This window comes from Chryseobacterium mucoviscidosis (assembly GCF_002177115.1).
GTDB lineage: Bacteria > Bacteroidota > Bacteroidia > Flavobacteriales > Weeksellaceae > Chryseobacterium > Chryseobacterium mucoviscidosis.
Map to the genome: position 1 here is coordinate 68,918 of NZ_MVAG01000103.1, position 13,678 is coordinate 82,595.

Annotated in this window: 12 protein-coding genes; 4 read left to right on the forward strand and 8 right to left on the reverse strand. The window is 36.3% G+C overall.

Going from position 1 to position 13,678, the window contains the following annotated elements; translation table 11 throughout:
- Positions 1 to 52: 52 nt before the first annotated feature.
- From B0E34_RS06815 to B0E34_RS06830, 4 genes are all read right to left on the reverse strand, one after another.
- Complete coding sequence (locus B0E34_RS06815; protein WP_087708086.1) at positions 53 to 1,468, reverse strand: alkaline phosphatase; 1,416 nt, start codon at positions 1,466 to 1,468, stop codon at positions 53 to 55.
- A gap of 141 nt (positions 1,469 to 1,609) precedes the next feature.
- Entirely contained in the window at positions 1,610 to 2,521 is a 912-nt protein-coding gene (locus B0E34_RS06820) for an NAD(P)/FAD-dependent oxidoreductase (protein WP_087708088.1), read from the reverse strand.
- A gap of 2 nt (positions 2,522 to 2,523) precedes the next feature.
- Positions 2,524 to 3,726: a GTP-binding protein gene (locus tag B0E34_RS06825; protein WP_087708090.1), complete on the reverse strand. Its 1,203-nt coding sequence runs from the start codon at positions 3,724 to 3,726 to the stop codon at positions 2,524 to 2,526.
- 17 nt (positions 3,727 to 3,743) lie between these two features.
- Complete coding sequence (locus B0E34_RS06830) at positions 3,744 to 4,082, reverse strand: MerC domain-containing protein (RefSeq protein WP_087708092.1); 339 nt, start codon at positions 4,080 to 4,082, stop codon at positions 3,744 to 3,746.
- Between the two features lie 71 nt (positions 4,083 to 4,153).
- Between B0E34_RS06830 and B0E34_RS06835 the strand changes: the two genes are divergently transcribed.
- Positions 4,154 to 4,555: a Fur family transcriptional regulator gene (locus B0E34_RS06835; protein WP_087708093.1), complete on the forward strand. Its 402-nt coding sequence runs from the start codon at positions 4,154 to 4,156 to the stop codon at positions 4,553 to 4,555.
- A 14-nt stretch (positions 4,556 to 4,569) separates the two neighbouring features.
- On the opposite strand, the gene B0E34_RS06840 is transcribed toward B0E34_RS06835, so the two are convergent.
- The gene (locus B0E34_RS06840; RefSeq protein ID WP_087708094.1) at positions 4,570 to 5,040 is read right to left on the reverse strand and encodes an Lrp/AsnC family transcriptional regulator; all 471 of its coding nucleotides are present in this window, start codon (positions 5,038 to 5,040) and stop codon (positions 4,570 to 4,572) included.
- Between the two features lie 143 nt (positions 5,041 to 5,183).
- On the opposite strand from B0E34_RS06840, the gene B0E34_RS06845 reads away from it, so the two are divergent.
- The 3 genes from B0E34_RS06845 (at position 5,184) to B0E34_RS06855 (ending at position 7,951) form a co-directional block, all read left to right on the forward strand.
- Positions 5,184 to 6,566 (forward strand): MFS transporter, encoded by a 1,383-nt coding sequence (locus B0E34_RS06845; protein WP_087708096.1) that lies wholly within the window; start codon positions 5,184 to 5,186, stop codon positions 6,564 to 6,566.
- 118 nt (positions 6,567 to 6,684) lie between these two features.
- Positions 6,685 to 7,125: a hypothetical protein gene (locus B0E34_RS06850; RefSeq protein ID WP_087708097.1), complete on the forward strand. Its 441-nt coding sequence runs from the start codon at positions 6,685 to 6,687 to the stop codon at positions 7,123 to 7,125.
- Positions 7,126 to 7,204: 79 nt separating this feature from the next.
- Positions 7,205 to 7,951 (forward strand): metallophosphoesterase, encoded by a 747-nt coding sequence (locus tag B0E34_RS06855; protein WP_087708099.1) that lies wholly within the window; start codon positions 7,205 to 7,207, stop codon positions 7,949 to 7,951.
- Between the two features lies 1 nt (position 7,952).
- On the opposite strand, the gene B0E34_RS06860 is transcribed toward B0E34_RS06855, so the two are convergent.
- The 3 genes from B0E34_RS06860 to B0E34_RS06870 all read right to left on the reverse strand — a co-directional run bounded on the left by B0E34_RS06860 (position 7,953) and on the right by B0E34_RS06870 (position 13,445).
- On the reverse strand, positions 7,953 to 8,789 hold the full coding sequence (locus B0E34_RS06860) for a hypothetical protein (protein WP_123956566.1): 837 nt from the start codon (positions 8,787 to 8,789) through the stop codon (positions 7,953 to 7,955).
- A 133-nt stretch (positions 8,790 to 8,922) separates the two neighbouring features.
- A complete protein-coding gene (locus B0E34_RS06865) occupies positions 8,923 to 10,989 on the reverse strand; it encodes a phospholipase D-like domain-containing protein (protein WP_087708103.1) in 2,067 nt (688 codons plus the stop codon).
- 194 nt (positions 10,990 to 11,183) lie between these two features.
- Entirely contained in the window at positions 11,184 to 13,445 is a 2,262-nt protein-coding gene (locus tag B0E34_RS06870) for a glycoside hydrolase family 3 C-terminal domain-containing protein (protein WP_087708105.1), read from the reverse strand.
- Positions 13,446 to 13,678: the final 233 nt, after the last annotated feature.

A 13,678-nucleotide genomic window follows, 5' to 3' on the forward strand; every position in this document is an offset into this window, starting at 1 on the left:
ATCTAAATAATGATGCACAGTAAAATATTTAGATTATTGATATTTCAACCGCCTAAAATTTATTCTCTACTTCGGCAGCTTTCAGCATCAGATAATGCAGATCTGTATTCTTTACAAAAGGTTTCAGCAATTCGCTTCCGGGCCCGTACATTGCCAGTTCCACATAATCCCCACTGTGATCCATGCTGATCCATCCCACGCTGTTGTGTTTTTTCTGAATCTCGGAATATGCTTTATATGGCAGTTTTTTATAATTGTACAATCCTTCCTCGTCTTTTTCCAAACCTTTGTAAAAATTAAGCAGATGATTCGCTTCTTCATCGGACACTGAAAAACGGTGGTTCGTAAATATCCAGTCTTTCACCTGCTGCAGATTAAAATCGGGACGAATAGTATTCAGCAGATATTCATTTGTAAACTGATAATTGGCAATGCTGTCGAAATTTTTTGTGGCATCTGCTCCGTAAATGGTTCCCGGATTGGCATTTCCGTGGTCTGTCGTTATGATAACCAGAGTGTTTCCGTCTTTTTCTGCAAAATCCATGACTATTTTTATGGCATCATCAAACGCAATCTGATCATGAATAAGCGCAGCCACATCATTGGCGTGAGCCGACCAGTCTACCTTTCCGCCTTCTATCTGTAAAACAAAACCCTCCTTATGATCTTTCAGATGATCGATGGCCGTTTTAGCCATTTCAGCAAGAGTCGGAGTAGTTTTTTGCAGCTCAGGCATATTTTTTCGGTCGATGGAATAGGGAAGAGCACCAGTGGTAAAAACACCCAGAATAGGTTTGTTCTTATCCGTATTTTGAAGATCCGATCGGTTTTTCAGGATTTGGTAGCCCTTATTTTTATAGGAAGAATAGACATCTTTTTTATCTTTTCTTTTTTCAGCATTGAAAAACTCATCACCACCTCCCATCATTACATCAAAACCCAGTTCTGCATACATCTCGGCGATTTCAGGCTCCGCGCTTCTTTTGGCAGAATTGATGCAAAATCCGGCGGGAGTGGCATGGGTAATGGTAACAGTGGTTACGCATCCCGCTTTTTTACCTTTCTTTTTAAATTTTTGCCAGATCGGAAGATATTGTTCTCCGTTCACGCCTACATTCAGAGAACCGTTGTTTACACGGAATCCGCCCCCGAAAGAAGAACTTGCTGCAGCAGAATCGGTAACGATAGAACTTGCAGAAGCAGTATCCATCAAAGCTCTCGAAACTCTGTTTTCCAGATAAAGATGCATCCAGTTGCTTTCCCGTCCCAAAATATTTTTGGAATAGAGATTTGCCATGGAAAGTGTTCCGTTGCTCATTCCGTCGCTGATCATGAAGATAATATTCTTTGCTTTTTTTCCTTTGAAGCTGAGTTTTTCTTCAGAATTTTTTCCGAATATATCGAATGGATTCAATGAGAATGCCCCTGTTAAAAGAGCAGAACCGCTCAGGAATTTCCGTCTGTTCATTGCTGGTATTTTGAGGTTAATTTAAAGCTTATCTTTCTGATTTATATGAATTTAACGTTAACCTGTTTGATAAAAAGGAATCGTTAAATTTTTTTTTAAATGAAGTTCAGACAAATTTATAGTAGATGTTTCTTTTCGTTTTTAAAAATTTTCCTGTACAAGCTGAAGATTCAGCATACTTCCCGAAACACTTCCTGTATAAACGGAGTGAGCTATCGAGCGCATGGGCGAAGAATTGTCTCCACACGCAAAAACACCGTCAACACTTGTTTTCTGAAAAGAATCGGTTTTAATATGTCCTGTCTCCGTATATTCGCAGTTTAGTTGTGCAGCAATATCCGAGTGCTGTTCAAAAGCCGGAGGTGCATAGAGTACATTCATCGGAAGAGAAGTTCCGTCCGCAAAAATAATTTCAGAAAGATTCCCTTCCCGATGAACGATTTCCGTTATTTTTTCTTCCACAATGGAAATATTTTTTTTCTTTAAATCAGATATTTGCTCTTCCGGGAACTCAGCCTTTCCGTTCGTCAGTAACATCAGATCCTGCGAAAGATTTCTTACCAGTCCTGCAAGGTGAAATCCTTTTTCACCGTTTGCCAAAATTGCCGTTTTCTGATTTCTGAATTCGTAGCCGTGACAGTAAGGGCAATGAATTACAGAGATACCCCAACATTCTTTAAATCCTTTTATATCCGGAAAAAGATCCCGAATTCCTGTAGCAAGAATGATTTTTTTGGATGAAAATATTTCCGTTTCTGTTTTTATTTCAAACCCAAAATCTGTTTTTTTCGCTTCTGTTGCTTTTTGCTGAAGGAAGGTTACCGTTTCGTATTTCAGAGCCTGTTCAAGGGCTGTTTTGGAAATTTCAGCAGGCTTTTTTCCGTCCTGTGTAATGAAATTATGCGAAAAAGGTGTCTGTGCATTGCAGGGATTTCCGCTGTCCAGAATCAGAACTTTTCTTAAAGACCTTCCTAAAGCCATTGCTGCAGATAATCCGGAGTAACTTCCGCCAATAATGATGGCATCGAAAGGCTGGTTTGATGAGTTTTTCATAATTAAATATTTTTAGGAAAAGGATCTTCAAATGATATATTCTGATCAAACATATACTTCTCATTGTCTTTCAGAAGACACCTTTCCAGATCCTTTATCATCTGTTCTCTGTTTAAATCCTGACCAATGAAGACCATTTCGTTCATCCGGTCTCCCCAGTCTTTATCCCATTTATTTTCGATAAAATCTCTGTTTTCGGAGAAAGACTGATACATTTCCCGCTGACTCATCGGCATACTGCACCACCATATTCCTGCCTTATCCATTCGGAAAGAGCCTCCTGCCTGAGAAAAATTAAGCGCATCGTCCGGTCTGGAAGCCAGCCAGAAGAGCCCTTTTGCACGCATAACACCTTCCGGATACTTTTTACCAAGATAATTCCAGAAGCGTTCCGGATGAAATGGTTTTTTGCTTCTGAAAACAAAAGAGCTCAATCCATATTCTTCAGTTTCCGGTGTATGATGTTCATTTTGAAGTTCTTTCTGCCATCCTGCAGAATTTTGAGCGGTTTCGAAGTCAAAAAGTCCTGTATTGAGAATTTCCTGAGGATTAATTTTTCCGAATTCGGAGTTAATAAATTTTGCATCCGGATTTAGTTTTTTAATGGCAGCTTTCAGAAAGTTCACTGTTTCTTCCGTTACGAGATCTGTTTTGTTAAGAACAATGATGTTGGCAAATTCTACCTGATCTGTAAGAAGGTTTACAATGGTTCTGTTATCGCCCTCAATATCAGTAAGATTCCTGTCAGTCAATAATTCGCTGGAACCGAAATCTTTGAAGAAATGAAGACAGTCTACAACCGTTACCATTGTATCAATATAGCTGAATCGGGAAAGATCGATACCGCTTTCTTCGTCCACATAAGAGAAAGTCTGGGCAATCGGAACAGGTTCCGCGATTCCGGTTCCTTCAATCAACAGATAATCGAAACGGTTTTCTTTTGCGAGACGTTCTACTTCAATAAGAAGGTCGTCACGAAGAGTGCAGCAAATGCATCCGTTGCTCATTTCCACAAGTTTTTCTTCGGTTCTGGATATTGTGTTTTCGTTTTTTATCAACTGTGCGTCAATGTTTACTTCGCTCATGTCATTTACAATCACTGCAACCTTCAGGTTTTCTTTATTGTGAAGAACGTGATTAAGAAGTGTTGTTTTTCCGGCACCCAAAAAGCCGCTTAAAACCGTTACAGGAATTCTTTTTTGCATGATATCTGAATGATTTTTTAATGTTTATGATTTTTGAAATTGATGAGGTGTGCAGTAATAAGTCCGGTTGCACCTGCATAAATCAATTCGGAATGAATATGGAAAATAAAATCCAGACTGATTGAAATTGCGATGAGTGCAACAGAAGCCCAGAAAAGCAATTTCAGAGCGGTTGAGCGGATATTTCTGGTTATTTTTGAAACCACGATAATTCCGGCGAGCAGAAATGCCAAATCAATATAGGGATTATGGGAAATACCCAGCGGAACGACCATCAGCAAAGGGAAAATAATGCAGTGGATCAGGCAGAGAACCGCCGCAGAAATACCGATAAGATCTAAGATTTTTGTTTTCATTATTCTTATTGTAACTTTGTTGCAAAAGTAGGAATTAAAATTTATTATCGCAACTTTGTTGCATTAATTATATGAAACAGACAAGAAGTACACAGGCAAAAACCGAGATTCTGAAGCTGATAACAGAATCTGATCATGCGTTGTCACATGCAGATATTCAACTGAAACTGGGCGATTTGTGCAATCGCGTTACGATTTACAGAGTGTTGGAAAGACTGGAAGAAGAGGGCATTGTCCACAGAATTGTAAATGTGGATGGTGTGGTAAATTTTGCGAAATGCAGAGGCTGTTCCGAGATACATCATCACAATCATCTGCATTTTAACTGCGAGAAATGCAAATCGGTTACCTGCATAGAGAATGTCGTTCCTGAAATTCGGCTTCCGGAGAATTTTATCATCAACCAGTATAACTTTCTGGTAAGCGGAATTTGTGAGGATTGCAGCAAAAAAGAGATGGAGAAAGGATTGTAGTTTTTTAATTTCAATTACAAAATCTGAGAACTTTCCTTAATACTGTTCATCACAAAAATACTTTTTGTCTGTCCGATTCCTTCAATTTCAGAAAGCTTGTTCACGAAAAATTCATGAAATTCATCCATATTCGGAGCGAGAATTTTCAGCATAAAATCAAAATCTCCGCTGATGTTGTAGAACTCAATCACTTCTTTCAGTTTTCCTACTTCCTCAATGAATTTTCCTGCGGTTTTTTTGTTATGGACATTCAGCGCGATCATGCAGATCACCATCATTCCTTTATTCACTTTTTTACGGTCAACAACGGTGGTGTATTCTTTAATGATTCCCAGTTTTTCCATTCGTTTAATTCTTTCGTGAGTGGGAGTTGGACTCAGATTAATTCTTGCCGCAATATCTCGGACGCTTAATTTCGCATCTTTCTGTAAAATTCTGAGAATGGAAAGGTCTTTTTCGTCGGGTGTATAATTTTCTGTTGCCATCTGTTCTGTTTTTGAAGAATTAATTTCAAATATAAGATTATTTGTTCTTTTTTAAATTGAATTAAATTAAATATGTTCTTAATTTTAGTCTTAATTTTTATATACGTTCTATTAATTTTAATTTTGCAGCATAATTGAACTATATGAAGAGAAAGAATTTGATTTTGATTTTAGCATCGGTAGGAACATTTGTAGAGGCTTTGGATATTGCCATTATCAATCTCACAATTCCTTCTATTCAACAGCAATTCGGGATTGGTGCAGAAACTGTACAATGGCTTCAGACTTTATATGTATTATTTTTTGGCGGCTTTCTGATTATCGGGGGAAAACTCTCCGATCAGCTCGGAAGAAAGAAAATTTTTCTTTTGGGATTATTCCTTTTTATGCTGACTTCTCTGGGAGCAGGTTTGTCTGAAAGTTTCGGAACTTTAGCTATTTTTCGTGCTTTGCAGGGATTGGGAGCGGCTTTTATTATGCCTTCGGCAATGTCGATTGTAACGAATACTTTTAAGGAAGATCAGGAGAGAAACCGTGCGATCGGGATTTTCAGTTCTTTTGCTGCGATTGGTTCCGGAAGCGGACTTTCTTTGGGGGGAATCATCAGTACATATCTGAGTTGGCATTGGGTTTTCTTAATCAATGTTCCGATTCTTTTCATCACGTTGATTTTCGCGTATCAGTATCTTCCTAAAGACGAGAAAGGGATGTCCCAAAAAACAGATCTTCTGTCGGGAATTCTACTGGTTTTAGGATTGTTGAGCTTAACATACGGAACGCATGAGCTGGTTCATATTGAAGAGCAGACTTTATTGGTTGCAGGTTCGTTTATTTTGGCGGTTATTTTACTGACTTCTGTCGTTTTCCGTTTAAAATCTGTTGCTCAGCCTTTGATTGATTTAAAATTATTAAGACATTCATCACTGGTAGTTTCTAATCTGGCTTTTGTGGCTTTAGGAGCATTTTTCATCGGATTTTTGTTTTTAATATCATTGATGTTGCAGAAAGATATGAATCACAGTGCGGCTTCGGCGGGACTGATGTTGGTTCCTTTCAGCATTATGTCGGCTTTGGTAGCTAAATTTATCCTTCCTCATGTTGCCAAAAGATTAAATTCTTCCCAGATGGGAATTTTGGGCTGGATTTTCATGTTAAGCGGAGCTTTGGCGTTGTTGGTTTCCATTTATTTCGGGCATCCTTTGTCAATGGTTTTATTAGGTGCAGCATGCATTTCAGGAATAGGAATGACGTTTTGTTTTACCGCTTTGTCTGTCTTGGGAATTCAGGATGTAAATCCTTCCTCTTACGGAGTGGCTTCGAGTCTCAGTTCGACAAGCTATTTTTTAGGCGCAGGAATCGGGTTGTCTTTTATGACGTTGATGAGTCAGGTTTTTCCTTCTGAACTTGCTGTTGGAAATTTAAGTCTGATTATTCTGATCGGCTATGCCGTTTTTGCACTGACAATGCTGTGCTATTTTATCTTTAAAAATATAAAAATCTCAGAATCTGAAATCGCTGTTTCGTAAACTGACCTACTTTAAACTAAATTATATATTGAAAGAATCGGCAAATTTTGTCGATTCTTTTGTTCATAATTAAATTAACAATAAGTTTATTTTTATATTAGCTTATAAAAGATAATAAATGAAAAAAATGTTCACTTTAAGAGGAGTAAGTAAAACAGGAAAAACAACAAAAGTTAAGCTAATAGCTGAATGGATTTCTAATAATTACCTCAATAAAGAATTTGATCTTAAGAAAGGTGATATATGTACTGTCTTCGAAGTTGATAATTTGTATATAGCTTTCGTCAGCGCGGGAGACGATATAAATCAAGTAAAAAAAATTAATAATTTATTAAAAGAATATGAAAATATTGATATTGTAATCAATGCTTGCAGAACTCGTGGGGCGGGGCGGAAATATCTTGAAGGAAATTTTAACAAAGAAAAAGGATGGTTGGTGAAAAATATTTTTGTGAAGAAGTTAGGAAAGGAAATGATTGAGGAACAAGAAATAAGAGATAGTAAGATCTTGGAAGAGCTTAAAACTTGGTTAACTGGAGTAAAGAAACTTGAAAAGTAAAGCATTTAACTTTATAAGTATATCAAAGTTAGTTAATAAAGTTTTTGTAAATTTTAATACATGTCATCTTTTTAGCACCATGAAAATACAAATCATCAGCAATCTGCATCAGGAATTCGGAATGTCGGAATTATCTTTTGATCATGCCGATGTCGTTGTTTTGGCGGGAGATGTTAATTTGGGAACGAAAGGAATTGAATGGATCAAAACAAAAATTCCCGACAAACCCGTGATTTATGTGTTGGGAAATCATGAATATTACAAAGGTTCTTATCCTAAAACGTTAAATAAAATAAAAGCTGCCGCAGAAAATTCCAATGTTTTTGTGCTGGAAGATGGTTTTGCAGATATTGATGGGATTCGTTTTCATGGTACAACGTTGTGGACGGATTTTTCTATTTTCGGGGATCCGAGATATTACGGATTCGTCTGTCAGCAAGGAATGAATGATTATAAGCAAATTAGAAGAGATCCTTCTTATTCCAAGATGAGGTCGATAGATATTTATAAAATTCATCAGTTTTCGAGATTGTGGTTAAAAAAAAGTCTTGAAAATTCAAAGGGCATGAAAAATATTGTAGTGACGCATCATGCCCCAAGTTTACAGTCGAGCCCGGAACATTTTAAAAATGATCCGTTAACTTCCGCATACGTTTCCAATCTGGAGGATTTTATTCTGGAATATCAACCGCTGTATTGGATTCACGGTCATATTCATACGCCGACAAGATACAAAATTGGCGAAACAGAGATTATCTGCAATCCGCATGGTTACATTTCGGAAAAGTATAATGGATTTGAGAGGGAGCTGATTGTGGAGGTTTAAGTTATTTAATTTCTTTCATGAATTTTTCTAACGCTTCAAAAGAGTCTGTTTCTTTAGAAAAAGCAGGATAAATTTCAACATGCGATGCTCCGGAATCTTTCAGCCATTTTGTCCAGATGATTTTCATGATCTCAAAATCTGTTGGCTGAATGGTTGTTGAACCATTTTTATCAAGCGATCTGTCTACCATTTCTAAAATTAAAATATTAATATCGTGAAGATTATTAGACGTTTTTTTTATTAAATATTCTGGTTTTGAACTGATAAATTTTTCGAGGTCAGTGGATTTACTATTCAAAAACTCGGTTCTTATTTTTTTGATTAATTGTTGGTTCAATGTATATCCCAAATCGTTATTGGTACTTTCTATATAGCCGTCTGTAAAAAGGACAACAATATTCTTTGTATTTTTAATCGTTTGTGCTGTGCTATCAATTTTATCGGGATTATTTATGATGGAACTTTTGATTGTCTCATTGAAGTAATTCCAGACATCGGAACCGGAAGAATTTTGTAAAGAATAATTGTAAATCTTTGAAACTCCGGATTTAAATTTCAACACATCAGATTTCAGACCTTTTCTTTTGTATTCAGAGGATGCCGATAAGTTATTCTCAAATTTTTTGAAATTAATTTCCAGATCTTTTGGATCTACTACATTCTTGTTCAGAATTCCCCGATTGATAAAATCCAGTTTATAGACATCAAGCTGATTCATTTGTCTGTTATTTGTCTGTAATAAAGGCTCAATGTTGCATATTATATTATTGATTAACAGCGTGTCGTTTACCGGTTTGGGATGGATATCTTTGTTGATTCTGTTAGATAAATCAGGCACAATTAGTACATTATAATCATGGATTTTTGTAAAAGACTTTATATCAACTTTATTTTTTTCACAAGAATTAAACAGAAGAAATGTGAGTGCTAAAATGCATAAGGTAAATTTTGTTTTCATAAAATATTTAAGTTTAATTTTGGGCGAAGTCGGTAGCGAAACTTTCATTAAAAGCAATCATATTTAGCCATTTTTCGCATTCTCTAATGGCTTCAGTTGTTTTTGCTTCAGCTTTCGGAACAGCATAAATTTCAAATAAATATTTGCTCCAACCTTCCATAAAGATGTTCACTCGGTTTTTCATTTCTAGTTTGGATATCGGAAGTCTGTCGTTATCAACCTGACTTTGATAAATATGAGCAAGATTTTCTACTTTTTCTTTAAAAGTCAGTAACATTTGCTTCAGATTATTGATCTTGGTGTTCGTCTGCATTGGTAAATCCTGAAGCTGCTTTGTAAAGTTTATTTTATTTCTTTCCGATGCGGAAATTTCACTGCTTACTCTGTTGTTTTCCTCTTTCAGGCTATTAATTTCTAATCGGTGCTCCAGCATTTCTTCTTCCAGTTTTTTAACGACGAATTCAGTTTTTTCCTGATGGTGCGTTTTAGTTCTTTTATGATAGGACTGATAGAATTTTTCTGTTACAATTCCGAATAAATATACTCCTAAAGTCCCTAAAATAAAGACCAGCCAAAAGTTTTCAGTCTGTAAAATATCTTTAAATTCTAACTGCTTATCGGTACGGTTGGTTAAATATTCTATAAAGTTGATATTTTTTGCCACCCGATAAGCGATAAAGCAATCAACCAGAAAAATTAAAAATATGCCTCCGTAATTGTTAAACAGTCTCTTCAATGTATTACTTACGCTGCCTTCTTTATCAATTGATTCTTCTTTATTGGGCATGATGAGTTTCATCATTCCTAATCCTAATGGAATACTGACGAAAAGGAACAGAAATAATATTCCGCCGGCTCCTTTGTTCCAAATTTGTGTGATGGCATCAGAATTAAAAACTTCCGGTGTTTCCGGAACCGTACCTCTGTTTAAAGCAGACAATGTTTCATTTTTCGAAAAAATAAATATATATGCAACAGAAGAATAAAATACGAATATATAAGATAAAAGCATGATGCCTATAAATCCTAAAGTAACCGTTAAAGGCCAGTTAACAGGTGGTTTTACAAAATCAACTTTCAATTCGTTTATTTTTTTCATCAGAACATCAATTTTATCCTGAATGAAAGGGATTTTGATGGAATTATTGGATTCTATAAGCTGTTTTTTATCCTCAATACTTCTCTCGGTTTCCCGAATATTATTTTCTGTGTTTTGTATTTCAGCATCCAGATTATAATTTAGTGTGTCAATCTCATTCTGAGTTTTCATTTCTACATTACTGATGCTGACTTTCAATTGCTCTTCAATTCTGTTTTTAAGTCTGGTTTTCTTCTCTGCAATCACTTCTATTTCGTTAATGAAATTCGAGTAAAGACTATCCATCGCTTGTGGAAGAACCTGATGATCGCCCTGATTTTCAAAAGCTCTTTGATAAGCGTTTTCTTTCAGAAGATTTTTATCGAATGAGCCGACTTCTGTCGCTATAATGCTATCCAGAACATCTTTAAAATCTTTCAGAGATTGCTCCTGGAAATTCAAGGGTTTATTTGGGGTTTCAGATTTTAAAGGATTCATTACCGGAAGAAATGATGCGTTTTCTTCTCTCTCAATTTCTTCAAGACTTAGTCCGTTGTTGAGTTTTTCCACTCGGTCTTTGATCTTGAAAAAACTTTCTGTAAGTTCATTTACTGTCTTAGGAAAATTCGTTACCAGTACCTGTTCATGATTATTTTTGGCATTATTTGACCAATTGTAGGAACCTGAAATTGCGATAGTACGGTCTATCACACAAAATTTCAGATTCATCATTCCGTAACCAATATTCCTAATTTTCGTAAAATGTAATCCCTGACTTACCAAAATATCAAAATCGAGTTTTTCATTATCGGGCTGATCAGAAAGAACCAGTAAGACTTTTACATTTTGCAGAAGTTTTTCTTTAATAATTTCATACAAATCCTGATTGGTGAACCAAGCCATAGCAATCAGAATTTCGGATTTTGCATTTCTCAGCTCAGATTTTATTCTCAGTAAAATATCATCCGTATTAGAAATAGAATCTTGAATCATTGTATTCATAATTATGGTTATAAAGTTTTAAAATGGAGAAAAAATTAAGCTATTATTTCTGTTTTAATTAATCAGTTTTATGACACAAATGTAAATACATGAAAAACAATTTTTTTACGGTTTTCCGTAATCCAAAATTTTTATACAAAAAAATGCCCGAATATAATATCCGGACATTTCGTTTTAGAAATATATAAGTAAGATTACTTTAACGTAAACTTCACCTTCGTTTTTATGGCATCGGAAGAATTACCGATCTGTGCTTCAAAATCTCCCGGTTCTGCAACCCAGTCATGTTTTTGGGGATCGAAGAAACTTAAAGCAGATTGATCAATGGTAAATGTTACTTCTTTTTCTTCTCCTGGATTCAGATATACTTTTTCAAAACCTTTTAATTCTTTAGCCGGTCTTTCAACAGACGATTTAAGGTCGGAAATATACAGTTGGGCAACTTCTGCTCCAGCTCTTTTCCCTGTATTTTTTACAGAAACCGTAAACGTGATTTTATCATCCTGAGACATCGTTATTTTATCAGCTTTGACTTTTCCGAATTCGAAAGTGGTGTAGCTTAAACCATGTCCGAAACTGAATAACGGCTTGATTTTTTTCGTATCATGCCATCTGTAGCCTACAAAAATTCCTTCGTTGTAGCTAATATTGATCGGGTTTTTCTGATCTTTTCCTTTATCCGCTGCCAATTCCGCTTTATTTCCGGGATATTCTCCCAACTGATGCGCAGAATTGTCTTCCAGTTTCACAGGGAAAGTGAAAGGCAGTTTTCCTGATGGGTTTGCATCACCTGCTAAAACCGAAGCAATAGAATTTCCTGCCTCAGAACCCAAATACCAAGCCTGAACAACAGTCGGAACTTCTTTAATCCACGGCATTGCCACCGCATTTCCGGAAACCAGAACAACCGCAAGATTTTTATTCACTTTTGCCAACGCAGCAATCACATTGTCCTGATTGTAAGGCAATCCGTAACTTTTTCTGTCGTTCCCTTCACTGTCCTGAAAATCAGCTTTGTTCAATCCGCCAACGAAAATAACGTAATCAGATTTTTTTGCCAGTTCTACGGCTTCGTTTAATAATTCGGCTTCAGAACGGTTATCTTTTAAATCCTGTCCGGATTTTACCCCGTTGTATTCTCCGCCGATGTCTCCCACATAACCTCTTGCGTATTGTACGTCTGATTGTTTCCCGAATCTCGCTTTAATTCCGTCTAAAGGAAGCGTTTCGTATTTCACTTTTAATGAAGAAGAACCACCGCCAACGGTCATGATTTTAATAGCATTTTCCCCGATTACAGCAATTTTTTTAGCTTTATTCAGATCAATCGGAAGAATATTTCCCTGATTTTTCAACAATACAATTCCTTCTTCCCCGATTTCTTTTGCAATAGCTTTATGCTCTTCAGAAGCGATATTTCCGAAAGGTTTGTTTCGGTTCATCGTCGTTTTATACGCAAGATTTAAAAGCCTTGAAACCTTATCATCCAGTTCTTTCGTTCCTACTTTTCCGGATTTAATTAAATCTAAATAAGGTTTTGCCAGATAATAATTGTCGTAAGCATTTTTTGTACCTGCTGAAAGTCCGTTTGTCCAGCTTCCGAACTCAAGATCCAGTCCGTTATGGATAGCCTGTTCGGTATTGTTAACAGCACCCCAGTCGGAAACCACGACCCCTTTATATTTCCATTCACCTTTTAAAATATCATTCAAAAGATATTGGTTCTGGCTCGCGTACTGATCTTTGTACATATCATAAGCTCCCATAATCGTCCACGAATCACCTTCTGTTACAGCCGCCTTAAAAGCCGGAAGATAAATTTCGTACAACGTTCTGTCGTCTACTTTTACATTGCTTGTATGACGGAACATTTCCTGATTGTTCAGGGCGAAATGCTTCACAGAAGTTGCCACACCGTTGGATTGAACGCCTTTGATGTAAGGAACTACCATTTTTGAAGTCAGATAAGGATCTTCACCCATGTATTCGAAGTTTCTTCCGTTGAGTGGAGTTCTGTAAATATTAACTCCCGGTCCCAGAAGAATATCTTTTTTTCGGTAACGGGCTTCTTCACCCAGTGCTTTACCGTAATTCCATGACATTTTTTTGTTCCATGTCGCGGAAAGTGCCGTTAAAGCAGGGTAGGCGATAATAGAGTCGTTTGTCCAGCCTGCCTGATTCCATTCGTCCCACATCACTTCAGGGCGAACTCCGTGAGGTCCGTCCGTCGTCCAGAATTCAGGAATTCCCAATCTCGGAACCCCCGGTGAACTGAATTTTGACTGCGCGTGAAGCATCGCCACTTTTTCTTCAAGAGTCATTCTGGAAAGGGCATCTTTTACCCGTAATTCCACAGGTTTGGATTCGTCTAAATAAACAGGAAGCGGTGTATTTTGAGCCATATAAGAAGCAGAAATAAATGTGAATAAACTTACAATGGCGGTTTTCTTAAACATAAAAAGCCTTTTTTGATTGGAAACAAAAATAGCAAAAAAATTTATTATCTCAAATTGAGAAAATGAATTTTAAATAAATAATTTTTAATAACCCGTGATTTGAAAATAAAAAGACATCATTTCAAAAAACTGAAACAATGTCCAAATATATAATAATAGACTTTTTCAAAATGTCAATGGTGAATTGTCAAGGATGAATTCTGCGGCATTATCAAAGAATTCACTATTAACCA